This is a genomic window from Humisphaera borealis, from assembly GCF_015169395.1.
GTDB lineage: Bacteria > Planctomycetota > Phycisphaerae > Tepidisphaerales > Tepidisphaeraceae > Humisphaera > Humisphaera borealis.
Map to the genome: position 1 here is coordinate 6,984,237 of NZ_CP063458.1, position 25,087 is coordinate 7,009,323.

General features: G+C 63.0%; 21 protein-coding genes. 14 read left to right on the plus strand and 7 right to left on the minus strand.

The window, feature by feature from the left end; genetic code table 11:
• Window positions 1-11: 11 nt before the first annotated feature.
• Window positions 12-1,151, plus strand: a complete 1,140-nt coding sequence (locus IPV69_RS26325) for a hypothetical protein (RefSeq protein ID WP_206292712.1) — start codon at window positions 12-14, stop codon at window positions 1,149-1,151.
• On the opposite strand, the gene IPV69_RS26330 is transcribed toward IPV69_RS26325, so the two are convergent.
• The gene (locus tag IPV69_RS26330) at window positions 1,148-2,152 is read right to left on the minus strand and encodes a phosphatase PAP2 family protein (protein ID WP_206292713.1); all 1,005 of its coding nucleotides are present in this window, start codon (window positions 2,150-2,152) and stop codon (window positions 1,148-1,150) included. The genes IPV69_RS26325 and IPV69_RS26330 overlap by 4 nt on opposite strands.
• Before the next feature lie 55 nt (window positions 2,153-2,207).
• On the opposite strand from IPV69_RS26330, the gene IPV69_RS26335 reads away from it, so the two are divergent.
• The gene (locus IPV69_RS26335; protein WP_206292714.1) at window positions 2,208-3,518 is read left to right on the plus strand and encodes a PQQ-binding-like beta-propeller repeat protein; all 1,311 of its coding nucleotides are present in this window, start codon (window positions 2,208-2,210) and stop codon (window positions 3,516-3,518) included.
• Window positions 3,519-3,576: 58 nt separating this feature from the next.
• Here the strand turns inward: IPV69_RS26335 and IPV69_RS26340 are convergent, their stop codons facing one another.
• On the minus strand, window positions 3,577-4,890 hold the full coding sequence (locus IPV69_RS26340; RefSeq protein WP_206292715.1) for a Glu/Leu/Phe/Val family dehydrogenase: 1,314 nt from the start codon (window positions 4,888-4,890) through the stop codon (window positions 3,577-3,579).
• 219 nt (window positions 4,891-5,109) lie between these two features.
• Here IPV69_RS26340 and IPV69_RS26345 point away from each other — a divergent pair, with 219 nt between their 5' ends.
• A complete protein-coding gene (locus IPV69_RS26345; protein ID WP_206292716.1) occupies window positions 5,110-6,420 on the plus strand; it encodes a metallophosphoesterase in 1,311 nt (436 codons plus the stop codon).
• A gap of 40 nt (window positions 6,421-6,460) precedes the next feature.
• Here the strand turns inward: IPV69_RS26345 and IPV69_RS26350 are convergent, their stop codons facing one another.
• The 3 genes from IPV69_RS26350 to IPV69_RS26360 all read right to left on the minus strand — a co-directional run bounded on the left by IPV69_RS26350 (window position 6,461) and on the right by IPV69_RS26360 (window position 12,735).
• Window positions 6,461-8,986, minus strand: a complete 2,526-nt coding sequence (locus IPV69_RS26350) for a glutamine amidotransferase (RefSeq protein ID WP_206292717.1) — start codon at window positions 8,984-8,986, stop codon at window positions 6,461-6,463.
• 51 nt (window positions 8,987-9,037) lie between these two features.
• Window positions 9,038-12,052: a CHASE domain-containing protein gene (locus IPV69_RS26355; RefSeq protein ID WP_206292718.1), complete on the minus strand. Its 3,015-nt coding sequence runs from the start codon at window positions 12,050-12,052 to the stop codon at window positions 9,038-9,040.
• Window positions 12,053-12,237: 185 nt separating this feature from the next.
• Window positions 12,238-12,735: a tRNA (cytidine(34)-2'-O)-methyltransferase gene (locus IPV69_RS26360; RefSeq protein ID WP_206292719.1), complete on the minus strand. Its 498-nt coding sequence runs from the start codon at window positions 12,733-12,735 to the stop codon at window positions 12,238-12,240.
• Between the two features lie 218 nt (window positions 12,736-12,953).
• On the opposite strand from IPV69_RS26360, the gene IPV69_RS26365 reads away from it, so the two are divergent.
• The 3 genes from IPV69_RS26365 (at window position 12,954) to pdxH (ending at window position 15,575) form a co-directional block, all read left to right on the plus strand.
• Window positions 12,954-13,979: a class II fructose-bisphosphate aldolase gene (locus IPV69_RS26365; RefSeq protein WP_206292720.1), complete on the plus strand. Its 1,026-nt coding sequence runs from the start codon at window positions 12,954-12,956 to the stop codon at window positions 13,977-13,979.
• 453 nt (window positions 13,980-14,432) lie between these two features.
• Window positions 14,433-14,885, plus strand: coding sequence for a nucleotidyltransferase domain-containing protein (locus IPV69_RS26370; RefSeq protein ID WP_206292721.1), 453 nt, complete (start codon window positions 14,433-14,435; stop codon window positions 14,883-14,885).
• A gap of 45 nt (window positions 14,886-14,930) precedes the next feature.
• Window positions 14,931-15,575, plus strand: a complete 645-nt coding sequence (pdxH, locus tag IPV69_RS26375; RefSeq protein WP_206292722.1) for a pyridoxamine 5'-phosphate oxidase — start codon at window positions 14,931-14,933, stop codon at window positions 15,573-15,575.
• Between the two features lie 59 nt (window positions 15,576-15,634).
• Here pdxH and queD read toward each other — a convergent pair whose 3' ends face one another.
• Window positions 15,635-15,994 (minus strand): 6-carboxytetrahydropterin synthase QueD, encoded by a 360-nt coding sequence (gene queD, locus IPV69_RS26380; protein ID WP_206292723.1) that lies wholly within the window; start codon window positions 15,992-15,994, stop codon window positions 15,635-15,637.
• Between the two features lie 130 nt (window positions 15,995-16,124).
• The gene (locus IPV69_RS26385; RefSeq protein ID WP_206292724.1) at window positions 16,125-16,754 is read right to left on the minus strand and encodes a TetR/AcrR family transcriptional regulator; all 630 of its coding nucleotides are present in this window, start codon (window positions 16,752-16,754) and stop codon (window positions 16,125-16,127) included.
• 402 nt (window positions 16,755-17,156) lie between these two features.
• Between IPV69_RS26385 and IPV69_RS26390 the strand changes: the two genes are divergently transcribed.
• The 8 genes from IPV69_RS26390 (at window position 17,157) to IPV69_RS26425 (ending at window position 25,069) form a co-directional block, all read left to right on the plus strand.
• Window positions 17,157-17,639: an MSMEG_0572/Sll0783 family nitrogen starvation response protein gene (locus IPV69_RS26390; protein ID WP_206292725.1), complete on the plus strand. Its 483-nt coding sequence runs from the start codon at window positions 17,157-17,159 to the stop codon at window positions 17,637-17,639.
• Between the two features lie 219 nt (window positions 17,640-17,858).
• Window positions 17,859-18,878 (plus strand): Nit6803 family nitrilase, encoded by a 1,020-nt coding sequence (locus IPV69_RS26395; RefSeq protein ID WP_206292726.1) that lies wholly within the window; start codon window positions 17,859-17,861, stop codon window positions 18,876-18,878.
• A gap of 187 nt (window positions 18,879-19,065) precedes the next feature.
• Window positions 19,066-20,379: an MSMEG_0569 family flavin-dependent oxidoreductase gene (locus tag IPV69_RS26400; protein WP_206292727.1), complete on the plus strand. Its 1,314-nt coding sequence runs from the start codon at window positions 19,066-19,068 to the stop codon at window positions 20,377-20,379.
• Window positions 20,380-20,598: 219 nt separating this feature from the next.
• Window positions 20,599-21,819, plus strand: a complete 1,221-nt coding sequence (locus IPV69_RS26405) for an MSMEG_0568 family radical SAM protein (protein WP_206292728.1) — start codon at window positions 20,599-20,601, stop codon at window positions 21,817-21,819.
• Complete coding sequence (locus tag IPV69_RS26410; protein ID WP_206292729.1) at window positions 21,813-22,493, plus strand: MSMEG_0567/Sll0786 family nitrogen starvation N-acetyltransferase; 681 nt, start codon at window positions 21,813-21,815, stop codon at window positions 22,491-22,493. Before IPV69_RS26405 ends, IPV69_RS26410 begins: the two co-directional genes overlap by 7 nt.
• Window positions 22,490-23,443 (plus strand): sll0787 family AIR synthase-like protein, encoded by a 954-nt coding sequence (locus tag IPV69_RS26415; protein WP_206292730.1) that lies wholly within the window; start codon window positions 22,490-22,492, stop codon window positions 23,441-23,443. Before IPV69_RS26410 ends, IPV69_RS26415 begins: the two co-directional genes overlap by 4 nt.
• A 149-nt stretch (window positions 23,444-23,592) precedes the next feature.
• A complete protein-coding gene (locus tag IPV69_RS26420) occupies window positions 23,593-24,819 on the plus strand; it encodes an MSMEG_0565 family glycosyltransferase (protein ID WP_206292731.1) in 1,227 nt (408 codons plus the stop codon).
• Entirely contained in the window at window positions 24,782-25,069 is a 288-nt protein-coding gene (locus IPV69_RS26425; protein ID WP_390884369.1) for an MSMEG_0570 family nitrogen starvation response protein, read from the plus strand. Before IPV69_RS26420 ends, IPV69_RS26425 begins: the two co-directional genes overlap by 38 nt.
• Window positions 25,070-25,087 lie beyond the last annotated feature (18 nt).

A 25,087-nucleotide genomic window follows, 5' to 3' on the forward strand; every position in this document is an offset into this window, starting at 1 on the left:
GCTCTGCCGCCTTGAGTGACTCCATCCAGATTACCGAACTTCGCCGGTCCGGCCGGGATCTGTCTCGATTCCTTCGCATGCCCTATGCGGTCTACGACGGTGACCCCAACTGGGTCGCGCCGTTGATGGCGGACTTGAAGAAGGTCTTCTTCGATTCCAATCCGCTGTTCGAGCATGCCGAGATGTCGATCTGGGTCGCCACTCAAGGCGGTCGCGATGTCGGACGAATCGCCGGCATTCTCGATCGCAACCACGTCGCCAAGCACGAAGACGCCACCGCGTTCTGGGGCTTCTTCGAATGCATCAATGATCAGGCTGTTGCCGACAAGCTTTTTGCCGCGGTCGGCGACTGGGCGAAGGCAAAGTCCTGTCGTCGGCTGCTGGGGCCGATGAACCCCACCACCAATGACGAGTGCGGCTTGTTGATCAAGGGCTTCGACAGTCCTCCGGTGATCATGATGACGTATAATCCGCCGTACTACGTCGACCTTGTCGAGCGGGGAGGATTCTCCAAGGCGAAGGACCTGCTGGCATATAAGTTTGGCGTCAATCCCAAACCGCTCGAGCGCATGCGCAAGATCGCCGACGGCCTGGCCCGCAGAAATCCTGACCTCAAGATCATCAGCATTCGAAAGAAGCACCTCCTGGCCGACCTGGAGAAAGTGAAGGCGGTCTACAATGCCGCCTGGGAAGACAACTGGGGGTTCGTCCCGATGACCGACGGCGAACTGACATTCATGGCGGCACGGCTGAAACCGCTGCTGGTCGAAGACTTCGCATTGATCGCCGAAGACAAAGGCGTCCCCGTCGGATTCATGCTCTGCCTGCCCGACTACAACCAGGCCATCGGCCCGATGAAGGGCAAACTGCTGACGCCCAGGATCTGGGGCCTGCTGCAGATGCTCATGGGCTGGAAAACGCCGAAGATGGCGCGCGTGCTTACGCTCGGCCTGGTCAAGTCGCACCGGCAGCGGGGAATCGACGCGATGTTCTTCGCTCATTGCGTCGCGAAGGGCATTGAAATGGGCATTGAAGAGTGCGAAGTGTCCTGGATGCTCGAAGACAACGTAATGGTCTTGCGGCCGATCGAAGTCTTCGGGGGCGTCAATTACAAGACCTACCGGCTCTACGACAAGCCACTGGCCGGTTAAGCCTGCCCACCCGATGTCGCGTCCGGTGAAGAGCCCGTACCGCGGGTCGCGCGGTCGTACATGCGGTATCCCGCCGGCAGCGTCAGGAACGCCAGTATGATCCCGGCGATCACGTCGATGACATAGTGAAATCGGCAATACACGGTCGAGATCGCGAGCATGACAGCGACCGGCAGCAGCCACCAGAATATCCTGCGGTTAAACCGCCAGGCCGCGATCAGGCACACGGCCGTAATCATGTTGTGGCCCGAGGGGAAGACGTCGTCCTTGGTTTTCTCGGCGCCGTCGAGGAAATCGTAGATGCCCGTGCTGATCGGCGTGGTGCGGGTGCTGAGCGTGTAGAGCTGCGCCTGTGCCGTTCGCGGTCCGCGTGCCGGAACCAGGAAGTAGCCGATGTAGGAAACGTAGAAAGCCAACGCGGCGGTGAAGATAAACCGCCGGGCTATCTCCGGCGATCGCCGCCACATCGCGACGCCGACGACGAGGGGGAAGATGTAGTAGGTGCAATACGACAGGTGCATCACGTCATTGAGCCAGGGTGTGACGAATCGTTCGAGCCAGACGGTGGCGTGATGTCCGCCAAGCATCGCCTGGTCGATCGCGATCAGCGTCCCGTCCTGATTGGGCAGGCCGATGCCGGTGATGAGCGGCTGAAGACTGTTGAACACCTGCGGAACAATCACCAGCGGGTAGAAACTCGTGATGACATCCGCGAAGCGGCCGCGCCAGCCTCGGCGGACCGCCTGGGCAACACAGAACACGATTGCCAGCATGAGGACGTAGTGGGCCGCGCTGGCCTGCCAGCGTTCGAGCCGGCCGAGAGCGGCTAACGCCAGCGTGATCAGCAGCAATAGTCCCAGCACCAGAGCGTGTAAGATGTCGATCGGTCGGCGAGGCATGCGCTGGATGCTATAGGCAACGGCGATGCCGGCCAAAACCCGGCCCGCGATTGTGAAAGCGGAGTTAATCGTTCCCGCATATTGCTCGCCAAACGGTGCCATTGCGATGCAACCTTCATCCTGTTCGGGACTGTTCTGTTGTAAGGAGACGATACAAATGAACATCTCACGCGTCGGCATGATGGCGACCATCGTGGCGGTTCTGTTTACGAACGCCGGCGCAGCGGACTGGCCGCAGTTCCGAGGGCCGGACCGCAACGGTGTCTCGGCCGAGAAGGGGCTGGCGCGGCAGTGGCCCAAGGGCGGCCCGCCCCTGGCGTGGACGTTCGACAAGCTCGGCACCGGGTATTCGGGGCCGGCGGTTATCGGCGACCGGCTCTACGTTTCCTGTGGACGCGGAGACTCTGAATATCTCGTCGCGCTGGATCTCAAAGCCGCCGGCAGCCCCAGGGAACTCTGGGCGACCCGGATCGGACCGATCTTTACCTGGCGCGGCAATGACTGGAACAATGGTCCCAACGCCTCGCCCACCGCTGACGGCGACGCCATCTACGCCCTGGGTGGCTTCGGCGATCTGGTTTGTGTCGAAGCCGCGACAGGCAAGGAACGCTGGCGCAAAAACATTCCCAAGACGATGGGTGGGGAAGTCGATCCGATCGGCGGCGGCGCCGAAGATCCGACACCGCTCGGCTGGGGATACGCCTGGTCGCCGCTCGTCGACGGCGACCATCTGATCTGCGTGCCCGGCGGCAAAAAGGGACTGCTTGCGGCGCTCGACAAGAAAACCGGCGAGGTCGTCTGGCAAAGCAAGTCGGTCACTGACCAGGCGAGTTACTCCTCGCCGATCGTCGCCGAAGTGGGGGGCGTGCGGCAGTACATCCAGGTCACCAACGCGGGCATGGTCGGCGTATCAGCAAAGGACGGCAGCAAGCTCTGGTCCTACCGTCGCGAACCCGCTTACGCGGATGTCGTCATTGCGTCGCCGATCTTCGCCGACAATCACGTCTTTGCCAGTGTCGGCTTCGGGCAGGGGTGTGACCTGATCAAGCTTGTTCCGGGGGCCGCCGGCATTACGGTTGAAACGGTCTATTCGAAGAACACGATTCAGAACCGCGACGGAGGTGTCGTGCTGATCGACGGCCGGCTGTACGGTCATTCCGAGGGGCGTGGCTGGTTCTGCGTCGAACTTCAAACCGGCAAGGTGGCGTGGAACGACCGTAACAGCCTGGCCCGCGGTTCCGTCACCGCCGTCGATGGTCTGCTCATCTGCTGTGCCGAGAAGGGCGGCACCGTCGCGCTCGTGGAAGCAACGCCCGCGGCGCGAAATGAAAAGGGCCGGTTTCAGCTTCCGAAGGAATCAACCTTTCGACAGCGCAGCGGCGGCCTCTGGACGCATCCGGTGGTCGCCAACGGCAAGCTGTACATCCGCGACCAGGACCTGCTCTTCTGCTACGACCTGAAGCCGTGAACGCCGAGCCGGACAGGTGCGCAGGCGCGGTGTAGAAGCTGACTGCCCGTGCCTGAACTCAGGCGAAGAGTCCTCGAGCCCGCATGACGCGGTCGACACGCTTGATCCCCAGGCACAGCGCGGCGACGCGTGTCGAGGTGCCGCTGGTCTTCATCTCCTCCAGCATCCGCGCGAACGCCGTAGTGAGAATGCTCCGCAGCCGCTGGTCGATCTCGTCGGCGCTCCAGAAGAAGTGCATGCCGCCCTGGACCCATTCGAAGTAACTCACGGTCACGCCGCCGGCGTTACAGAGTACGTCCGGGATGATGAACACGCCGCGGTTCTGAAGTTCGGTGTCGGCGGCAACCATCGTCGGGGCGTTGGCGCCTTCTGCGAGGATGCGACAGTCGATCTTATGAGCGTTCTCCCCGGTGATGACGTTCCCGGTCGCCGCGGGAATGAGGACGTCGCACTTCGCGTAAAGCGCCTGAAGCGGATCGGCGACGCGGGAGCCGTCGGCAAAGCCGTCGAGGGTGCCGTTGTGCGTTTCGGCGTACTTCACGATCGCGGCTACGTCCAGGCCGCGCGGGTCGATCAGTGCACCGCCGACGTCAGCCACTGCCACGCACTTCGCGCCGCGTGCGGCCATTTCGAGTGCGGCGACGGAACCGACGTTTCCGAAGCCGTGAACGGCGAAGGTTGTCTTGGAAACATCAATGCCAAGGTGTTTTGCGGCTTCGTCGATGCAATAGACGACGCCTTTGCCGGTCGCCTCACGCCGCAGAAGGCTGCCGCCGACGTCCACCGGCTTACCGGTGACCACGCCCTGGCTCAGCTTTCCCTGCCTGGCCGAGTAGGTGTCCATGATCCACGCCATGTGGCGTTCGCTGGTGCCCATGTCGGGGGCAGGGATGTCGGTTTCCGGGCCGATGATCGGCGAGATTTCAGAGGTGTACCTGCGCGTCAGGTCCTGGACCTCGCGATAGCTGAGCATGCGCGGGTCCACCGATACGCCGCCCTTGGCACCGCCGAGCGGAAGGCCGACCAGCGCCGTTTTCCAGGTCATCTGCATCGCCAGCGAGCAGACTTCGCCGAGGTCGACATCCACGGAGTAGCGAATGCCTCCCTTGTAGGGCCCGCACGAGTCGTTGTGCTGCACGCGATAGCCGGTGAATACCTCCACGTGCCCGTCGTCCATGCGAACGGGCACCGACACCACGAGCACCCGCTCGGGCCGGCGGAGCCGGGCGGCGACGTTGGCGTCGAGCTTCAGCACTTCGACGGCCTTGTTGAAGTTCTCGACCGTTCGGCGGTAGATCGGCGAGGCGCCCCAAAGGTGTTCGCCGGGATCGGGCGCGCGGTAAGAACGGCGGGGTGCGGTGCTTTCGGTCATGGGCGAAATGGTGTGCGCGCGCCGCGAAGGCGTCAATGCCGCCCGGATCCACACTTGGCGAATCCCCGATATGCCGCTCAGCTTGACACCCTGGCAACTCTTCTGGCTGAACGGGTCGATAGAAGTTGCAATCGCGCCGATGGGCTGATATTGCTCTGGTAAAGCGACCTCACCTGTGGGCAGGCGAGTCGGTTTGGGGTGTCCCCTGGAAGACTTTCGATGCGTTCACGCTGGCGATTCCCACTCTTGTTCACCGCCGGGGTACTCGCCTACGTGTTCGTCTGCGACCTGATTCTCACGCCGATTCATGAAGAGCACGGCTGGGAGTGGACCGGTTGGCTCAACGGGCTGGCACGGATCCTGGCGCTGCCGGGTCTTTGCGTCGCCGAGTCGACCGGGGCCCGGTTCCGACACCGCACCGGCTGGGGTGCCTGGCTCGTGATGCTGCTCACCAGCGTGCCACTTTACACGTTGGTCGGATTCGTCCTCCGATGGATGTGGGCTCCCCGACCCCGCAAAAGTCGCGGCGGAACCCCGCTAAACCCCCATCAGCCCGACGTCCATCCACGATCAGACGCCGCCGCTGACCTGTCGCACGAACAGGTGCCGGCCGAGACACGCGACATCCCGTCGCCGGGCGACGACGCCCTGGTTTCGCGTCGCGGATTGCTGCTGGCGGCCCGACGGACGGCGGTGGTGGGCATTGCCGGTACCGCGGCCTACTCGTTTTTGGTCGAGCTGCGGAATGTCGAAGTCACTCGCCAGTCCATCCCCATCCGCGGCTTGCCGCAGACGCTGGCGGGACTTCGAATCGTCCAACTCACCGATCTTCACCACGGCCCCTGGACAAGCTTGTCCTACATTCGCCGGGTGGTAGACCAGGCCAACGCGCTCAAGCCGGATCTGATCGTTCTGACCGGCGATTACGTTCACCAGTCCGACCGGTATATCGCGCCGGTCGTCGAGGCCATGGCCGGGCTGAAAGGCCGCATCGGCGTCGTGGCCACGTTGGGCAATCATGACTGGTGGGAGAACGGCGAACTGATGATCCGCGAGCTGGACAAAACCAGCATTCGACGACTCGACAACAGCCGACTGTTCATCACTTCCGAACGGACACTGGAATCAGGTGTCGGTCGGACGGATCAGAAACATGTGCTATGCGTCGCAGGCCTGGGGGATCTGTGGGAGGGTTCGCCCGACTGTGGCGAGGCATTGGGCGGCGTTCCCGATTTCATGCCCCGCGTGCTGCTGTCTCACAACCCCGACACCGCCGAAGAACCCTGTGTTCGCAAGCACTCGCCGCGGATCGATCTGATGTTGAGTGGCCATACGCATGGCGGCCAGGTGTCGTTCCCGGGCATTGGTACGCCGATCACACCCTCGCGATACGGGCAGAAGTACGCCGCCGGCCTGGTGCAGTCGCCGTCGTGTCCGGTTTACGTGAACCGCGGGATCGGAACGACGATCATCCCCATGCGGTTTCGGGTACGACCGGAGATTGCGGTGATCGAGTTACAGGCTGGATGAACTGAGTCGGGACGCTCTTCGGCGCGGGGATTCAGCGCCGTCATGCCAACTGCCATCGCCGCCTAAGGATCCATTCGACGGTCAGAAGGGCTATCACGAACAGCGCTTGGATTGGCAGGTCATACGTCCGGGGCCAATCGGCCGGCTTGCCCGCCAGGGCCGACACGACGTGAGCGAAATTGCCGACACGGATCGCCATCTGTTCCGGCCTTGTCGTCGTATCCGATCGGATCAGTTCATCGACCAACTCGGGGACCTGGTCCAATGCGTAGCTTCCTGCATTGGTTTCCGCGGCGATGCGGCGCATCAATGGGTGGTTGGCGGCGAGCTTGTGCATCTCATCTGCGGGGGGAATCACCTTCAACCGAATCTCGGTCTGGCCGAGTGCGGCGCCGTCCTTCGTCGCGGCGATGCTGGCGACATAATCGCCTTTGCCGACCGGCGGGATCGATAGTTCGTACATGCCATTGCGGCTGTCGATGGGGTTCAACGCGTACGACTTCTCGGAGAAGGACGCCGGCGAATTGGCGTCCACTCGCTTGAGTTTCAGCGACACCTGCGCGAAGCGTGTCGCATCGCCGTGGCTGTCGCGGACCCTGGCACGAATGCGAATGGGGTCGTCAGACGGATAGGCATCACGGTTCACGAGCGCGTCAACGCCGGCCCCGCGCTGGCGGCTGCGCACATCCGTCCCGGCGAGCCAGCGGATCAGTTGCCCCCAGAGCCGGTTGTGCGGGCTCTCCTGTCCCAGGCCATGCAGTGGCAGGGCCCACAGATAGGTGGAATGGACGGTCAGCGCCGCCGACCGGCCTTTGCCGTAGCGCTGGGTCGCGAGCACGATCATCGGCTTGCCATCAGGGCCGACCTTTCCCGGGTGAGTGAGCAGCACCTGAGCACCGCCGGTCTCGCCGGCGACGACGACATTGCCGTTCAGCGGCGGCAGCGGAATGGTCGGGGGGTTGGCTTCGATCCCGAAGAACGGCGTCAGTCCCTCCATCGCCGGATGCAGCGCGCTGTCGGCGGTCAGGCGGGGGACGAACCGGGCCGATTCCTGTGGGCTGGAAAGCGGGCCGACGATGACAGGCAGCGCATTCTCGATCGGCGTACCGCTGTAGCCGCCGGGGCCAAACGCCTTCTCGCCGCCGATCATCAGCAGTGCCTTGCCATCGCTGACCGACTGCTGAATCGCCGCCTGGTCAGAGGTCGATAGAAAACTTGCGTCGAGATCGCCCAGCAGGATGACATCGAATGCCTTCCATTCCGTCGCCGTCGGCAGCCGGGCAGGCAGCTTTTGGCGGTTGACGGTGCCGCTGGCAACGAACTTATTCTCCTGGATCCGTAACAGTGTCGCCGCTTCGATGTTGGGATCGGTTTCCAGAAGCCGGCGCAGGTCGCGGAACTCCGGCCGAAGCCGACCTTCCACGTACAGCACGCGGATTGCCGGATCGACCGCCAGGGTTTGCAGGGTTTGGCGGTTGTCGATGGTTAGTCGCTCTCCTGCTGTCGGTTCAACCCATACCGCCAGCCGCTGCACGCCGATTTTTGTCGGCGTATAGGGTAGGGTCACCTGCTGCCCCCGCGCCGTCGGCTGCAGAACGAGCTTGACCTGTCGGACCTGTCCGATCGTTTTGCCCAGGTCGTCCACTTCGGCGAAGTTCACATCGACCACACGATTGGGGAGTGCGGTCGAACGAATGGTGGCGACCAGTTTCGATTCCTGTCCGACGACCAAGTCGTCATCCGCCTGCACGTCCGCGACGGCAACGTTCGGGGGCGACGCCGAATCGCCGGCTTCTGATCCGACCGTCACTGTGTAGACCCGCCGATTGATGCCGGCGATCGCTCCGGGGATGTCGGGGGTCGTGTTGTCGATCCCGTCGCTGAAGACGACCAGGGTCGCGTCGTCACGGACGACGTTTGAAAGCGATTGTCGGATACCGGCAACGATATCGGTCGATCCACCGTCGGCACGGACCGTTGCCAGTTCCTGAGGACCGGACAGCGCACTGGCGTTGGAGGCGAACCGGTAGACCTGCGGTACAAAGTGCTGACTGAGCCGCCCGAGTTGCGGTTCCAGACGCTGCCAAACGCTCTGCAGCCGGGTCGGTCCGTTGGGGACATCGGGGAATGACATCGAGCCGGATGTATCGACCAGCAGAATGAGGGGTCGCTGCGGCGGGGGGATGTGAACGTACCGAAGCACAGGCTCGAAGAGCATCGGCACCAACGCCGCCAGAGCAGCGATTCGCAGGGCGAGCAGGGTTGCGACCCGCTTGCCGGAAATGCGGTCGAGAAGACGGAGACACGCGACCACCGACAGCAAGGTGAGAAGGACAAATGTCCAGGCGAAGCCTGTGCTGGCGTTGCCAAGTCCCGGCAGTCCCAGCACCGCCGCGGTTCCCGCCGCGCCGATTCCCGCGAGCAGGAGTCTTATCCAGCCGCCGGGCGCTGTCCATGCGCGGGTCGCCACGACGTGAGTGACAAGTGCTGCGGCGGCGAGCAGGCAGAGCCAGGACCAGATGTCCCAGTCGCTCTGTCGGGTGATGTCGAGGGACCAATTCGGCACGGTCTGGGCGTGTGTACCAGTAATGCCGGCGGGCGAAAAGCGGATAGCGCCTTAGTTCAAGACCTCGGCCGGCTGGTTCATGCGTCCGGCCAGCGCGGCGACAACCGTTATCAGTTCGGCCGACTCGAAAGGCTTGGCGATGTGATTCTGGTATCCGGCGATCAGAGCACGGCGGCGATCCTCGGTCCGGGCGAACGCGGTCAGTGCCGCTGCCGGGATGGCACCACCGTCGGCGGGGGACAACTGCCGCACGGCGCGAATGAACTCATACCCGTCCTGCCCGGGCATTCCGATGTCACTCAGAATGACATCGGGACGATCTCGCTCGAGAATCTTCATCGCCTCGGGGCCGCCGGACGCGACGAAAACGGTTGCCCCCGATTCGGCGAGAACCCGGCTGATCAGGTCCCGCGCATCCGGTTCGTCATCGACCAGCAACACGCGAACGCCCTTGAGCGAATCGCCGTTGTACATGGTGGCGTAATCGTTCGCGGCAGCGTGATCGGGCTCGCCTGGGGAATTGTCCAGGGAGACTGGTGTACCGACCAGGATTGGCAGCTCGACGTAGAAATGAGCGCCCTGCCCCGGTCCCGCGCTGGTCGCCCAGACCTTACCGCCGTGCAGCTCGACCAGGTTCTTGACGATCGCGAGTCCGAGGCCAAGGCCGCCGTGCCGACGTGTGATGGAGCCGTCGGCCTGTCGGAACCGTTCGAACAGAAACGGGAGGAAGTCCGGCTCGATTCCCTCGCCGCTGTCGGCCACGCCGAACACGACCTTATCGTCCACGCGCGCCAGGGACAGTTGAACCTGGCCGCCCTTGGGAGTGAACTTGATCGCATTGGACAGCAGATTCCAGATGACCTGCTGAAGCCGCGAGGGGTCCCCGTAAACCGGTCCGGCCTGCGGGTCGAAATCCGGAACCAGCGTGATTTCCTTCGCGTCGGCGGCGGGGCGGACCGATTCGACGGCGGCATGTACGACGGTCGACGGGTCGATGACCTGCACTTCCAGACGCAGTTTGCCGGAAATGACGCGGCTCATGTCCAGAAGGTCGGAAACGAGCTGGGTTTGCACGCGGGCATTGCGTTCGATCACGCTCAGCCCGTCCACCAGATCCGCGTTGCCGGCGTGCTGCCGTCGAAGGATTTGAGACCAGCCGAGGATTGCATTGAGTGGAGTTCGAAGCTCGTGCGAGAGCGTCGCGAGGAACTCGTCTTTCATCCTGCTGGCGCGTTCGGCCATGCCGCGGGCGGCGCGCTCGCTTTCGAGCAGTCGTTCTCGCTCGTTGGAAAGTTTACGTTGTTCGCTGAGGTCGGTGTTGGTTCCGAACCAGAACAGCACGTTGCCGGCGGCATCCCGCAGCGGGACGACGCGGGTAAGGAACCAGCCGAACGTGCCGGAAGCGGCACGAATCGGGAATTCCAACTCCGCCGGCTCGCCAGTCGCAATCGCCCGCTGCCAGGTCTCCATGATGAGCGGGAGGTACTCGGGGTCTTGAACGGACTTCCAGCCCCATCCCTCCATGAGTGCCGGCGTCGTGCCGGTGTAGTCGTACCACCGCTGGTTGTACCAGAAGATCCATCCGTCCGGCCGGGCGATCCACGCGAGCTGCGGGATGGAGTTGGCCAACTGGCGGAACTTGGCCTCACTTTCGGCCAGGCTCTCCTGCCCCTGTTTAAGCGCCGTGACATCGATGGTCAGCACGTCGAAGCGGCTTGCCTCGCCATCGGCGTCGATGAAGGTTTGGCCGATCGAGCGAATCCAGTTCATTCGCGTCCCGTCGGGGCTGACAGTGCGGTACTCGACGTCGAACGGCGCGCCGTCGCGAATAGACCAGCCCATCGCGGCGCGAATGCGCTCGCGGTCATCCGGATGCACCCGCTCGAACGCCCCTTCGACGGTGATCTGCTTTTCTTCCGGCGGAAGGAAGAAATGGGCCTTCACCCGGTCGTCCCACTGAAGCGTTTCGAAGGGAAGGGTCGAGTACCAGAGGCCGACACGGGCCCCCTTGAGCACGAGTTCCAATCGCTCGGCGGCAGTGCGGGCTTCTTCGCGTGCGTCGTCGGCGGCGCGGCGATCGACTTCCGCGGCAAGCCGCGCCCGGGTCTGCAGGCGGGTGAGCAGTGTCATCAGAACCGAAAGGATGATCCCCGCTATCGCCGCCGGTGCCGCGAGCCCCGCCGGCCTTGAGGCGTTGAATGCCGGCGTGCTCTGCGCGGTGATCAGCCAGGTTCGGCCGGCGACCAACATGCGGTGGGAGGACTCAATTGCGGCGGCTTCCTCGTGGTGTCCCTCCGGTTCATTGTGATACAGGAGGGCCTGCTCGTTGGGCGTACTGCTGTCGTAAATCTTGAATGCCGCGTCCGCCTTAGCGCCCGGTGGAACGATGTTGTAAAACAACTCGCCGGCGCGGAACGGCGCGTAGGCAAACCCCAGGAGCGCCGCCCGACGCTGGCCGATGTCGACCGGATCGGCCGGCCCTTCAAACACCGGTACGTAGACGAGAAAGCCGGGTGTCGGGTCATCGGCCTCATTCTGGATCAGCGTAACCCGGCCCGTCGCGGCGGCAGTACCACTGTCCCGGGCGCGATCCATCGCCTGTCGTCTGACGGGGTCGGATGCCATATCGAACCCGATCGCGCGACGATTCTGCTGGTCTTGTGGAGACAGCAGGACGATCGCCTGGGCTTCGCCCCGGGGCGCATCGGGCGCGACTTTGAACGACGGATGCAGTGTCCGCCGGATGTGATCTTCGAAGCTCTTCAGGTCGCCAGGCGCTACCCTGCGGGAGAAGCCTATCCCGACTGCACCCTTGTAATAGTCCTTGAGCTTCATCCGCTCGATGAAGCCGTCGAACTCGTGAACGGATGTTTCCCCGCCGTCCCCACCGACCAGACCCGCCGTCGCCCGCAGCAGGGCGTAGTACCCTTCCATCCGCTGATTGATGGCGTCTTCGAGCCGATCGATCACGTTTCTGAATCGCTGGCGGTCTCTCTCGTTGGCCGCTTTCTGCAATTGGGCGACGACAATTGCCGTCGACAACAGGCCGGTTACCAGTACGGCCAATGGCGCCCATCGCGAGGAGAGAAATGATGAGATGGCGTGCCGCGACATACGACTCCGACGGCTGCTTGTTTGCAGTTCCGAGACAAGGGGTCGATCGCTGAAGGGCCCACAGAGGACCCGTACATAGCGTAGAGCGTGGCAGGAGAGTTTCAAAGAGCCAAGACCAATTTCGGCGGCCCTTACCCTTACGGCGATACCTGCTGGCCGACCCGGATTTGACGCAAGCCCTCGAAGAGCACGACGCCGGCGGCGGTCGACAGGTTCAGGCATCGCTCGCCGGGAGCTTGGGGAATACGAATCGTCCGGTCTGGATACCGGCTGAGAAGGCTGTCGGGAAGGCCGCTGGACTCGTTCCCCAGGACGATCCAGTCGCCGTCGCTGACGGGCCATTCCCAGATCGAGGACTTCCCCTTGCTCGTCATCAGCCAGACTCGATCGTTACAGATTGCTGCCAAGAAGGCGGTCAGGTCGTCGTGCAGCGTCAGCTTCAGGCGGGGCCAGTAGTCCATCGCGCTGCGGCGGAGTTGCTTCTCGGAAAGGACGAATCCGAGGGGGCGTACCAGATGCAGTTCGGTTCCCGTAGCCACACACAGTCGGGCGATGTTGCCCGTATTGGGCGCGATCTGCGGCGCGACCAGTACGATTTTCAGACGGTGGGGCGTGAGATCAAGTGCGGTTGACATGGGCGGGTGGAAGGATTGTACGTTGATCGTCTGCGATCGGCCCGGACCCCTTGCATCGATCTTTGTCGGCCGCGGACAGAAATCGAAAGGGTGAAACGTTACACGAGCCGTCAGTTGGCGTTGCATCCGGCGGGGTCGTCCTCTATCATTTTCCGGCTCAGCAAGACCCGGCTTACCGCGCCGATTCCGCTTAGTAGACCCCTGAAAGGACGATTCCCATGCCGTTGATGACGACCAAGCCCATGTTCGATCTCGCCTATGACGGAGGCTTTGCCGTCGGTGCCTTCAACGTCAACAATATGGAGCTCGCGCAGTCGATCATCGACGCGTGCGTGAAGGAGAGCTCGCCGTGTATCCTGCAGATCTCCAAGGGCGCGCGTAAGTACGCCAATATCCGTTACTTGAAGGCGATCATCGACGCCGGCGTTGCCGAGAACCCCGGCCTGCCGATCGCCGTCCACTGCGATCACGGCGACACCGTCGAGCTGATCGACACCTGCATCAACGACGGCTACACCAGCGTCATGATCGACGGCAGCCACTACGACTTCGACAAGAACATCAAGCTGACCGCCGAAGCCGTGAAGCACGCTCATGCGGCCGGTGTGGTTGTGGAAGCCGAGCTGGGCATGCTCGGCGGTATCGAAGAAGACGTGGTCGGCATGGACGCCCACGAGTACGAAAAGAACGTCGAGAAGTTCCTGACCGACCCGAACGATGCGAAGAAGTTCTGGGACGCCACCAAGTGCGACAGCCTGGCCGTCGCGATCGGCACCAGCCACGGGGCGTTCAAGTTCAAGCACGAAGCGAAGCTCGCGTTCGACCGCATCGAGCAGATCATGAAGACCTGCCCCGGCCTTCCGCTGGTCATGCACGGTTCGTCGAGCGTCCCGCAGGAATTCATCGACCTGGTCAACAAGTACGGCGGCGCAATGCCCAACGCCAAGGGCGTGCCCGAAGACCAGATCGCGATGGCGGTCCAGAAGTACGGCGTGTGCAAGGTGAACATCGACACCGATCTGCGCCTGGCGATGACCGCGAAGATCCGCGAAGTGTTTGCCACCAAGGCCGCCGAGTTCGACCCCCGCAACTATCTCGGACCTGCCCGCGAGGCGATCACCAAGATGGTGCAGCGCAAGCTGCACGTGCTGAACTCGGCCGGTAAGGCCGAGGCGATCATCAAGCACTGGGAAAAGCAGGGCAAACCGCTGCCGGGCTACTACAGCAAGGTGAAGGCGGCCTGAGCGAAGTCTTTTGCGGTTCGAACATGAACAATGAGACGGCCGTGGCGAGCGATCGCCTCGGCCGTTTTCAAATTTGCGCAAGAGGCAAAATGGACCACGCATGGCGGTAAACACTTCGCGTTTCCAACGCCCGGGCTGCTATAATCCCAAGAGATGAAATGGGAAGAACTTGCGACCGACTCGCACTACAAGATGGCACTGGCCGTCCTTGGGATTGGGTGATGACGGATGCTTACTCACTTTGAGACGCTATCCGCGACGACGAGGTCGGGGTGCCCGATCGATTCAGAGGAGGCCTGATGCACACGGAACGCCGACGATTGGTTCCCGTGAAGTGGTCGGGAACCATGGTCGATGGGGATAAGCACGACCGTGAACAGTCGTTTCAGAAGACGCCGCAGCAACGGCTGGCAGCGTTAGAGTACATTCGTGCGGTGCGGCACGGATATGCCGATGGATCTAAACCTCGACCCCAATTTCAAAGACTTTATCAGGTTGCTCAACTCGGCGGGAGTTAGGTACCTGCTGGTCGGGGGTTATGCGGTCGGCCATTACGGGTACGAGCGGTACACGGCTGACATCGATTTCTGGATCGGCATGGATCGCGCCAGTGCCGAGGGCGTTTCCAAGACACTGATAGAGTTCGGGTTCGACCCAGATGAGGTTCGCCCCGAACAGTTCATGGCACCGGGAAGCCTCCATATGTTCGGCCGCGCTCCGATCCGAATCGATTTGCTCACGAGCCCGAGCGGGGTGGACTTTGAAGAATGCTACGCGCGTCGAGTGATGACTCTGTTTGAAGATGTCCTTGTGCCTGTGATCAGCTTGGCGGACTTGCGGGTCAATAAGTCGCACAGCGGGCGCGACAAAGACTTGATCGATCTGAAGCACTTGCCCGACGCTTGAGCATCCGAAATCCCTGTTCAACTCCTTTAGCGCCTAGTAGCAACCATGCCCCTCATCCCCCAGGATCTTCGCGTCGACTATGGCCGCGGCCAGTTTTCTGAGACTGACGCCGCCGCCGACCCCATCACCCAGTTCGAGCGGTGGTTCGCCGACGCCAATGCCGCCGGCGTGCCGGAAGCCAACGCGATGACGCTGGCGACGGCCGACAGTTCTGGCGTGGTGTCGGCGCGGATCGTGCTGCTGAAGGGGATCGACGCGCGCGGGTTTGCTTTCTTCACGAACTACGACAGCCGTAAGGCGCACGACATCGAAGCCAATCCACACGCGGCGTTGTGCTTCTTCTGGCAGCCGTTGGAACGGCAGGTACGGGTGGAAGGCGCGGTCGAGACCGTCGGCCGGGCCGAGAGCGAATCTTACTTTCGCACGCGGCCGGTATCGGCCCAGGTGGGGGCTTGGGCGTCGGCACAAAGCACCGTCATCCAATCGCGTCAGGAGATCGAAAACAAAGAGCGGGAGCTGACGGAGCAATTCGCTGGCGGTCCTGTGCCGCTGCCCGAGTTCTGGGGCGGGTATCGTGTCGTCCCCAACGCCGTTGAGTTCTGGCAGGGCCGACCGAGCCGGCTTCATGACCGGATTCGGTATCGGAAGCAGAAGGACGGGACTTGGATCAAGGACCGGCTGTCGCCCTGAGGAATGGGCCGAATGCGGCGGGCAAGCCGGCCGGCTAAACGAAGCGTACGTTCCGTGTTTTACCCACGATACTCGCAGCTCGACGAACAGGTCTCGTGCACTACGATCGACGCGAGCAGTGGCAGTCCCGGCTTAATGTGGTCCCACAGCCAGCGGGAAATCACCTCGGCCGTGGGGTTGGCGAGGCCTTCGATCTCATTCAGGTAGTAGTGGTCCAGCCGTTTAACAATCGGGTCTACCGCCCGCTTGATGTCGCCGTAGTCGATCAAGAAGCCCCTGGCAGGGTCGACATCGCCTTCGACGAACACGTCGAAACGAAAAGAGTGCCCGTGCAGCCGGCGGCACTTATGGCCGTCGGGGAATGTCGGGAGAGAGTGGGCCGCTTCGAAGCGGAACGTCTTGGAAAGCCGAACACGCATGGGGAACGAGTGATTGTAGGGGCGGGGGGCGTACGAGGATAGAGGATGGACGATCGAGGATCGAACATAGCAGAATCAGGTGTTCGTCAATCCTCAATCCTCAAGCGTCGATCCTCACAGTCCTCGATCTTCAATCTTCCGACCTGCCCCGCGCCTGTACCTGCACCAGCAGCGCGTCCATCTCCGGCGGAAGCAGGGCGTCGAGCAGCCATCGGCCGGTCGTGGTCAGCCGGCTGGGGTCGTCGAAGGCGTGGGCCGACAGCATCGCGCCGTGCAACGCCGAGTAGACGCACCGGGCGGCGGCGGCGGACGAGCCTTCGAACTCCAGCACCTTGGCTTTGCGGCCTTCCCCGAGCACCCGGGCTAGCCACGCCTCATTATCGTTGAAGAACGCCCGAACGTCTTCCTGGAGCGGGCTTGGCAAAACGGTGAGTTCGGTCGCCAGCATGCCGCACAGGCACATGCAGTTGTTCGGCCGAAGGGTCGCTTGGAACAGTTGGATGAATCGCTCCAGCGCGTGCCGTGGTGACAGGGCCTGTTCGTCGATCTTCGCCAGCGACAGGTGCAGGCGTTCGCGGTAGCGTGACATCAGGCTGCGGACGAGGTCGGTCTTGGTGGGAAAGTGGTAGTGGATCGCAGCCGATTTCACGCCGATTGCCTCGGCGAGGTCTCCGAAACTGAACCCGTTGTAGCCGCGCATCTGTACCAGGCGCTGGGCGACATCAAGGATTTCGGTCTGCCTGGGGCTACGCAGTTCCATAGGGCGTGAACTTATCGATTGGTAAGCGCAACGGCAAAGAGAAATCCAGTTTCCATGCGGTTTCACGCGATTTTCGTGGCGATTGCTTACCAACTGGTAAGTAAGGGGCGCGAATCGCGCTGCCGCATTAAGCGGCGAAAAACAGGCGTTCGACGCGCCGCGCGGCACGCCCGCCGCACCCGGTTCGAACGGTCGAAAATGTTCTTCGCCGCCGTTGCCCAATACTCCACTGGGAATTGTGGCCAAATCACCAACGTGCTGAACTCCCAATTTCAGTGCTGGCATCAGGATTGCCTTCGCTCCTTTGTTCTCAAGCGCTACTCCGCGGGCTTCCGAACGGCGATTCTGCCTTCAAGGTGAAGGCTTTTCGTCTCTGCCATACCGCGTACTCGGAGAGACTCCATGCCTGTCGTCGAAAAACCAGCCAACAAAAAGGGCGATTTCCTGGTCGATTACGAAGAGAAGGTGTTCGAAGACGTCAAGGCCGAGAAGGGTGAGAAGGCGCTCGTTACCTTCCACACCGTCGCGTTCGAAGGCTCGATCGGGCTGGTGAACCTTCTGCAGGCCACCCGCCTGAAGCGTAAGGGTTTCGAGACTTCGGTCCTACTGTACGGCCCCGGCGTGACGCTCGGCGTGCAGCGCGGGTTCCCCACGCTCGGCGACGAAGCCTTCCCCGGCCACCAGAACATGAACAAGCAGATCGTGAAGTTCATGGAAGAAGGCGGCAAGGTCTACGCCTGCCGGTTCGCGCTGCAGGCCCTCTACGGCCACGGCGAAGGCGCGCTGATCCCCGGCATCCGCCCGATCAGCCCGCTGGACGTGCTCGACCTCATCCTCCTGCACCGCCGCGACAACGCGTTCATCCTCGATACGTGGACGGTGTAGTCGCTCTTCGTAACCCGGAAGAAGAGATCGACCACAGATGCACACAGATGAACACAGATGAGAAAGAAGTCGGACATGAAAGGACGCTTGCTCGCACGCCGTTCGGCAATGGCGACGACTCGTTTCGCCTCTTCTGATCTGTGCATATCTGTGTGCATCTGTGGTTCCCCCTCGGTTCTGCGGTTCCCCTTCCGGTCTTGAGATGTGAAGGACTTACCCATGCCGTCGAAGACGATTCGAGCCGCCGCCGTTCAGATCGCTCCGGTCCTGCACAGCCGTGAAGGGACGATGGAGAAGGTGCTGTCGGCGATCAGCGACGCCGCGGACGAGGGGGCGGAGATCGTCGTTTTTCCCGAGACGTTTGTTCCCTACTACCCGTACTTTTCGTTCGTGCTGCCGCCGGTGCTGATGGGCGGCGAGCACATGAAGCTTTACGAAGAGGCAGTGACGATCCCCAGCCCCGCGGTGGACGCCGTCGCGTCGGCGGCGCGGGAGCATGAGATCGTCGTCGTACTCGGCGTCAACGAGCGAGACCACGGCTCGCTCTACAACGCGCAGCTCGTATTCGATGCCGACGGAACGATCGCCCTTCGACGGCGGAAGATCACGCCGACCTATCACGAGCGGATGGTTTGGGGCCAGGGTGATGGCTCAGGGCTGAAGGTCGTGCAGACGGCGGTCGGCCGGGTCGGGGCATTGGCCTGCTGGGAGCACTACAACCCGCTGGCCCGCTACGCCCTCATGGCGCAGCACGAAGAGATTCATGTCAGCCAGTTTCCCGGATCGATGGTCGGCCAGATCTTCGCCGACCAGATGGAAGTGACGATCCGGCACCATGCCCTGGAGTCGGGATGCTTCGTCATCAACGCGACCGGCTGGCTGACGGACGAACAGATTGTGTCGATCACGCCGGACGCCAAACTGCAGAAGGCCCTGCGGGGCGGGTGCTGCACGGCGATTATCTCACCGGAAGGATCGCACCTGTGCCCCAAGCTGACCGAAGGCGAAGGCATCGCGATCGCCGATCTGGACTTCAGCCTGATCACCAAACGCAAACGCATGATGGACAGCGTCGGCCATTACGCCCGGCCCGAGTTGCTGAGCCTGGTCGCCAACGTCAAGCCGGCAATGCCGATGGTCATCGACGGCCCGTCGCCCATCCCTGCGATGACGGAAGCCGTAGAGCCGACGGAGATCCCCAACCCGTGGCAGGAACTCGCGCAGGCGGCGAGCGCGTGACATCGGATGGCGCATCTGTGACACGGGCTTCCAGCCCGTGCTGGTTGCGCTGGACTTCTGAAATCGCCAACAGCGCGTGCTTGAAACGTCTTTCTGGCGGATCGCGATGAACGACAACCGGTGCTCCAGTGCACCACGCACGGGCTGTAAGCCCGTGTCGCTGATTGGCCTTCGTATCTGGTGAATCATGACACAAACGCATTACCCGGTGATCGTGATTGGCGGCGGCCAGGCGGGGCTTTCGATCAGCCATCAACTGACGCAGCGCGGCATCGACCACCTCGTCTTTGAGAAGCACCGGATCGGCCACGCCTGGCGTGAATACCGGTGGGATTCGTTCTGCCTCGTGACGCCGAACTGGCAATGCAAGCTGCCGGACTTTCCCTACACGGGCAAAGACCCCGAAGGCTTCATGGGGAAGCACGCGATTGTCGAGTACATCGAGCAATTCGCCGCGTCATTCGGGGCACCGGTACGGGAAGGCGTCAGCGTGACGCGCCTCCGCCGGGTGACGAGTGATGCCGCGACCATGTTCGAACTCGAGACCTCCGCCGGCGTATTCACCGCCGACCAGGTCGTTGTCGCGGTAGGGGGATATCACCTGCCCGTCGTTCCGCGGATGGCCGAGCGGCTGCCGAAAGACCTCGCGCAGATTCACTCGCGCGAATACAAGAACCCGCAGTCGATGCCCGACGGCGACGTGCTGGTCATCGGCAGCGGCCAGTCCGGCTGCCAGATCGCCGAGGACCTCCATATAGCCGGCCGTAAGGTCCACCTTTGCGTCGGCGGTGCCCCGCGTGTCGCAAGGCGATATCGCGGTAAGGACGTCGTCGAGTGGCTCGACCTGATGGGGTTCTACGACCTGCCCGTCCACAAGCACCCGCTGAAGGAGCAGGTCCGCGGCCGCGCCAACCATTACGTCACCGGCCGCGACGGCGGCCGCGACATCGACCTGCGGCTACGCGCCAGCGAAGGCATGAATCTCTATGGCCGGCTTCTCGCGATCGAAGACGGCGTGATGCACTTTGGCCAAGACCTCAAACAGAACCTCGACAAGGCGGATGAGACGTCAGAGAGCATCAAGACCAGCATCGACAAGTTCATCGGCGAACGTGGCATATCCGCCCCGACCGAACCGCGGTACACGCCACTATGGCACCCGCCCGAGCCTGCGGTGACGACGCTGGACCTGAAGGCGTCGAACATCCGCTCGGTCATCTGGTCGATCGGCTATCGGGCGGACTTCAGTTGGATTGAGATTCCCGTCTTCGATGGCCGCGGCTACCCCGGACACCAGCGCGGCGTGACGACGTGCGAAGGCTTGTACTTCCTCGGATTGCCCTGGCTGTACACGTGGGGTTCCGGGCGGTTTTCCGGTGTGGCACGAGATGCGGCGTACGTCGCCGACCGTATCGAACTGTGCCGAAGTGAGGACGCCGACGATGAAGTTGCCGTTCCGTACGACGGTGCACACATGATCGAGGCGTTGATCGGGTCGTGAGTCTGATCCCCTCCTCCGGTACTCCGGGGGAGGGTTAGGGTGGGGGTCGTGTAGATGTACGTTCATCCGCCTGAAGCAGGCTTTCGCGCTATTGAGGTTCGTCGAAGACAGCCGTCCGAACGTAACTCGAAGCAACCCCCTCCCTAGCCCTCCCCCGGAGTACCGGAGGAGGGGACTAAGACCTGAGGAAGGGACTTGGTGCTGCCGGAGTGATTCGCTATGCAACTCAACGTCGTCGGTCCGACATCGTCATCCTCGATCTCTTCGCAGGATCTCATCACCGAACTGCAATGGCTTGGATTGCGCCTCGATGACCCCTCCGCCGGTGCTGCCGGACGCAAAGGTGGCGCGGGGCCGTCGGACCATAAGGCGGTGACCGTACAGGGTCGCACCGTCATGGTGCCGATCCACACGCACGCAGCACACCAGTCTCCGTACGTCGCCCGTAAGCCCGGCGAGGACGGTCTTTCAACGCTCGAGCGCGATGGCGTCGTTGTCGGTTCGATCGGCTTTCCCAGGCAACCTCGCTTCTACGGCCTGCAAACCTTCGACGGCATTCCCTATTGGAAAATCGCCGTGCTGCACTCCAGCGATGTGCTGGCGACGACCGTCCTGCAGAACTGCATCCGGTATCAGAACCAGGCGACCACCTGTCAGTTCTGCGCGATCGGGCAGTCGCTCAAAGCCGGCAAGACGGTCGCCCGCAAGACGCCGCAGCAACTGGCCGAGGTGGCCCGGGCGGCGGTTCTGCTGGACGGGGTCAAGCACATGGTGATGACGACCGGCACGCCGAACCTGACCGATCGCGGCGCGCGGGTATTGTGCGAGAGCGCGTTCGAGATCAAGGGCGCGGTCGACCTGCCGATCCAGGGCCAGTGCGAACCACCCGACGACAACGCCTGGTTCCGCCGGATGCGCGAAGCGGGCATCGATACCCTCGGCATGCACCTGGAGGCGGTCGAACCGGCGGTGCGGGCGCGCATTATGCCGGGCAAGGCAAGCGTCTCGCTCGATCAGTATTTCGACGCGTTCGAGGTCGCCGTCGATGTCTTCGGTCGCGGGCAAGTGAGCACGTACATCCTTGCCGGCCTCGGCGACACGCCTGAAGCCATCATCCGCATGTGCGAGCGACTGATCGCCGTCGGCGTGTATCCGTTCGTCGTGCCGTTCGTGCCGATTTCGGGGACGGCGCTCGAAGCCCACCCCGCGCCGCGGGCTGACTTCATGCGGCCGCTGCTTCGCGAACTGGGCGGCATGCTGCACCGAGCAGGCATGACCTCCGCCGACATCAAGGCCGGCTGCGGCAAGTGCGGGGCGTGTTCGTCGCTGTCGGCATACGAGCAGGAACATGCCGGTTGTGCGACGGCCCCATCGACCCAATCCGTAACGCCGGTCGCGGCCGCGATGACGAAGGCGGCGGGGAGCGTGTCGACATGCTGATGACCAGTTGCCTGCTCGATCCTCCCGACGCCGTCGCCGCACAGGCGATGTCGTTCCACACCGGCACGGCGGCTTCGGCCTGGGCCGTGCCGTCGGGCGTTTACCGGGTGAAGCTGGCGACCGACGATTGGGAACTGCGTCGGTACTGGCAGTTGCGGCAGGACGTCTTTTGCCGCGAGCAGCGACTTTTCACCAACACCGATCTCGACGAGAACGACAGCCACGCACAGCCGATCGTCGCCGTCTCGTACAACGCGGTGATGGACGACGATGTCGTCGGCGCGGTGCGAATCTATGAACAATCGCCGGGCGTCTGGTGGGGATCGCGACTCGCCGTCGCGGCCGAATGGCGCGGCGTGCGCAGCCTGGCGGCGGGGCTCATCCGTTGCGCCGTTTGCACCGCCCATGGCTACGGCTGCCGCACGTTCCTGGCGACGGTGCAGTTGCAGAACGTACCGCTGTTCCGGCGACTGCACTGGAGCACGCTGAGCGAGGTCGAAGTCTGCGGCAAGCCGCACCATCTGATGCAGGCGGACTTGGCACACTATCCCGCGGAGCGACGTCGCGAAGGTCATTCCGGCGTCGTCGTAACGAACCTCAGCGCCACAACTCGCGCGATCTCTCCCGCCTCAATCGGACACTCGACGATCTGTCCCTTCCTGGAGGTGTCGTGAACCTCCCGCAACTCAACGCCTATTTGCAAGGTCTGCGCGGCGTTGGACACAAGCTCGACATTCAGAAGGTCGCGCCCGCGATTGGTACATCTGCCGTTCCTGTCGGCGACGATTGCGCCGCCATCCCTGACGGCGACGGGTACTTGTTGTTTGCGATCGAAGGCCTGCTCGATGAGTTCGTCGCCGCCGAACCCTGGTTCGCCGGGTATTGCTCGGTGATGGTCAACGTCAGCGACATCTGCGCGATGGGCGGCCGGCCGACGGCGGTCGTCGACGCGATCTGGGCGGCATCGGCCGAAAAGGCCGGGCCGATCTGGGATGGCATGCACACCGCCGCTACGAAGTACGGTGTGCCCATCGTCGGCGGGCACACGAATCATCGGTCGGCAGGGGACCACTTAGCCGTCGCGATCGTAGGTCGGGCCAGGAAACTGCTCACCAGCTTCGACGCCCGCCCCGGCGATGCGTTGGTCGTAGCGATCGACCTGCGCGGCGAATGGTACGGGCCGTACCCGTACTGGAACGCCAGCACGACAGTCCCCGGCGATCGCCTGCGCGGCGACCTGGAACTATTGCCCATGATCGCCGAGGCCGGGCTGGCCGTTGCCGCGAAGGACATCAGCATGGGCGGCGTTGTCGGCACGACGACGATGCTTGCCGAGTGTTCTGGCGTCGGGGTGACGATTGACGTGTCGCGTATACCGATGGCTGAGGGTGCCCTGCGTGAAAAGTGGCTGTCGGCGTTTCCGAGCTTTGGGTTTGTCCTCGCCGTGCCGCAGGCCAGTGTTGCCGCCGTGGTCGATCGATTCTCGGGTCGCGGCATCGCCGCGGCGGCCGTGGGAACGTTTGACGATAGCCGAACGGTTCGGCTCGCCGACGGCGCGGGGCCCAGCGAGTTGTTCTGGGACCTCCGGCGTAAGCCGTTTATTGGATTCGGGCCTGCCGCTTAGGCAAAAGACTCGGATCGCATGGGCAACGGTACCCCGTTGCCCGTGTCGAACGTCGGACGGCGATCGCCACGGGCAAGCGAGTACGCTTGCCCATGCCACCCGGAAATGAAGCCGTCTTCGATTCGCAGCTTCAGCAAGTGATTTGTTCCATGAGTCGTCCACTCCGTATCGGCCTCTTCACCCACTCCACCAATCCTCGTGGCGGCGTGGTGCATTGCCTTGAGCTGGGCGAAGCGCTTGCACAACTCGGTCATGATGTCACTGTTCACGCCCCGGCCGAAGCCGGCCGCCGATTCTTCCGGCCGCCTGTCCTCGCGCGGCACGTGCTGGTGCCGGCGCGGGCGGTGAAGGCCGCCTTGCCGGTCGTTGTCCGGCAGCGCATCCAGGAGTACGTCGACTACGTCGCCAACGGGAACGCCAGTTTCGACATCTTCCACGCCCACGACGGCATCAGTGGTGGCGCACTGGCGGACCTCACGGAAGCGGGTCTTATCGAAGGTTTCGTGCGAACCGTTCATCATCTGGACCAGTTCGAAGATCCCTACCTCGACGCCACTCAATCGAGATCGGTTCAGGCGGCCAGGCAATGTCTCTGTGTCAGCTCCCATTGGCGGGGGGCGCTCTTTTCACGCTACGGAGTTGATGCGACGACCGTTCCCAACGGCGTGAACCTGAGCCGGTTCGACCCGACGCCGACCGACTCGGACGGGCCGTTGCGCGATAAGCTGATGGAAGGGGGCCGTGCCGGGCCGTTCTTTCTTGCCGTCGGCGGAATCGAACGGCGGAAGAACACGGTCAACATCCTGCGGGCGTTTCTGGAAGTTCGTCAGTCACTCTCCCGCGCGGTGCTGGTGATCGCGGGCGGGGCGAGCCTGCTTGACCACTCCGACTATCGGCGCGAGTTCGACGCCGTCGTCGCCGCTGCCGGACCCGACGCGGCAAACTCGGTGGTCATCACGGGCGCCATGTCGGACGACCAGATGGCGTCGGCGTATCGGATCGCCGACGCGCTGGTGTTCCCTTCGACGGTCGAAGGGTTTGGGCTGGCGGTCCTTGAAGCGATGGCCAGCGGCACGCCGGTCATCACGTCGCGCATGCCGCCGTTCACCGAATACCTCGACGACAGCAAGGCGATCCTGGTCGACCCGCACGATCCCGGGCAGATCGCCGCGGCGATGCTGCGGGTGTTCGATCCGTCGTTGCGCCACGATCTGCGGTCCGCGGGATTGCAGGTCAGCGTGCATTATTCGTGGCAGGCGTCGGCCGCGGCACACATGAGGGCCTACGGCGGCGTGGCGGTCACACCGTCGCCGACTGACCTTAAAGGAGAACCCAACCATGCCGGAAATGCGGTTTCGAGTTCGCTGGCCGGATGAATCGGTCAGTTCATGCTATTCCCCGTCGCTGGTGATCAAGGACTTCTTCGAGGTCGGCCAGTCGTACACGGTCGCCGATTTCGTGGGCCGCAGCCGCGAGGCGCTGACGATTGCCTCGAACCGCGTCAAACAGAAGTACGGGTTTGCCTGTTCGTCGGCGGCCGATCAGCTGCAAAGCATCGAGAGCACCGCCGCGCGGTTCAAGAATGCTTCGGAGCAGAAGGTGCTGGTGCTGGGGTTTGACGAATGAAGATTGATTCGCGGCCGC

Bases quoted from the DNA above. Each gene is read 5' to 3' on its own strand.
- IPV69_RS26345 (WP_206292716.1), top strand. From the start codon at position 5,110: ATGCGTTCACGCTGGCGATTCCCACTCTTGTTCACCGCCGGGGTACTC.
- pdxH (WP_206292722.1), top strand. From the start codon at position 14,931: ATGCCCCTCATCCCCCAGGATCTTCGCGTCGACTATGGCCGCGGCCAG.
- IPV69_RS26370 (WP_206292721.1), top strand. From the start codon at position 14,433: ATGGATCTAAACCTCGACCCCAATTTCAAAGACTTTATCAGGTTGCTC.
- IPV69_RS26420 (WP_206292731.1), top strand. From the start codon at position 23,593: ATGAGTCGTCCACTCCGTATCGGCCTCTTCACCCACTCCACCAATCCT.
- IPV69_RS26340 (WP_206292715.1), bottom strand. From the start codon at position 4,890: ATGACCGAAAGCACCGCACCCCGCCGTTCTTACCGCGCGCCCGATCCC.
- IPV69_RS26365 (WP_206292720.1), top strand. From the start codon at position 12,954: ATGCCGTTGATGACGACCAAGCCCATGTTCGATCTCGCCTATGACGGA.
- IPV69_RS26385 (WP_206292724.1), bottom strand. From the start codon at position 16,754: ATGGAACTGCGTAGCCCCAGGCAGACCGAAATCCTTGATGTCGCCCAG.
- IPV69_RS26400 (WP_206292727.1), top strand. From the start codon at position 19,066: ATGACACAAACGCATTACCCGGTGATCGTGATTGGCGGCGGCCAGGCG.
- IPV69_RS26425 (WP_390884369.1), top strand. From the start codon at position 24,782: ATGCCGGAAATGCGGTTTCGAGTTCGCTGGCCGGATGAATCGGTCAGT.
- IPV69_RS26335 (WP_206292714.1), top strand. From the start codon at position 2,208: ATGAACATCTCACGCGTCGGCATGATGGCGACCATCGTGGCGGTTCTG.
- IPV69_RS26405 (WP_206292728.1), top strand. From the start codon at position 20,599: ATGCAACTCAACGTCGTCGGTCCGACATCGTCATCCTCGATCTCTTCG.
- IPV69_RS26360 (WP_206292719.1), bottom strand. From the start codon at position 12,735: ATGTCAACCGCACTTGATCTCACGCCCCACCGTCTGAAAATCGTACTG.
- IPV69_RS26395 (WP_206292726.1), top strand. From the start codon at position 17,859: ATGCCGTCGAAGACGATTCGAGCCGCCGCCGTTCAGATCGCTCCGGTC.
- IPV69_RS26390 (WP_206292725.1), top strand. From the start codon at position 17,157: ATGCCTGTCGTCGAAAAACCAGCCAACAAAAAGGGCGATTTCCTGGTC.
- queD (WP_206292723.1), bottom strand. From the start codon at position 15,994: ATGCGTGTTCGGCTTTCCAAGACGTTCCGCTTCGAAGCGGCCCACTCT.
- IPV69_RS26330 (WP_206292713.1), bottom strand. From the start codon at position 2,152: ATGGCACCGTTTGGCGAGCAATATGCGGGAACGATTAACTCCGCTTTC.
- IPV69_RS26410 (WP_206292729.1), top strand. From the start codon at position 21,813: ATGCTGATGACCAGTTGCCTGCTCGATCCTCCCGACGCCGTCGCCGCA.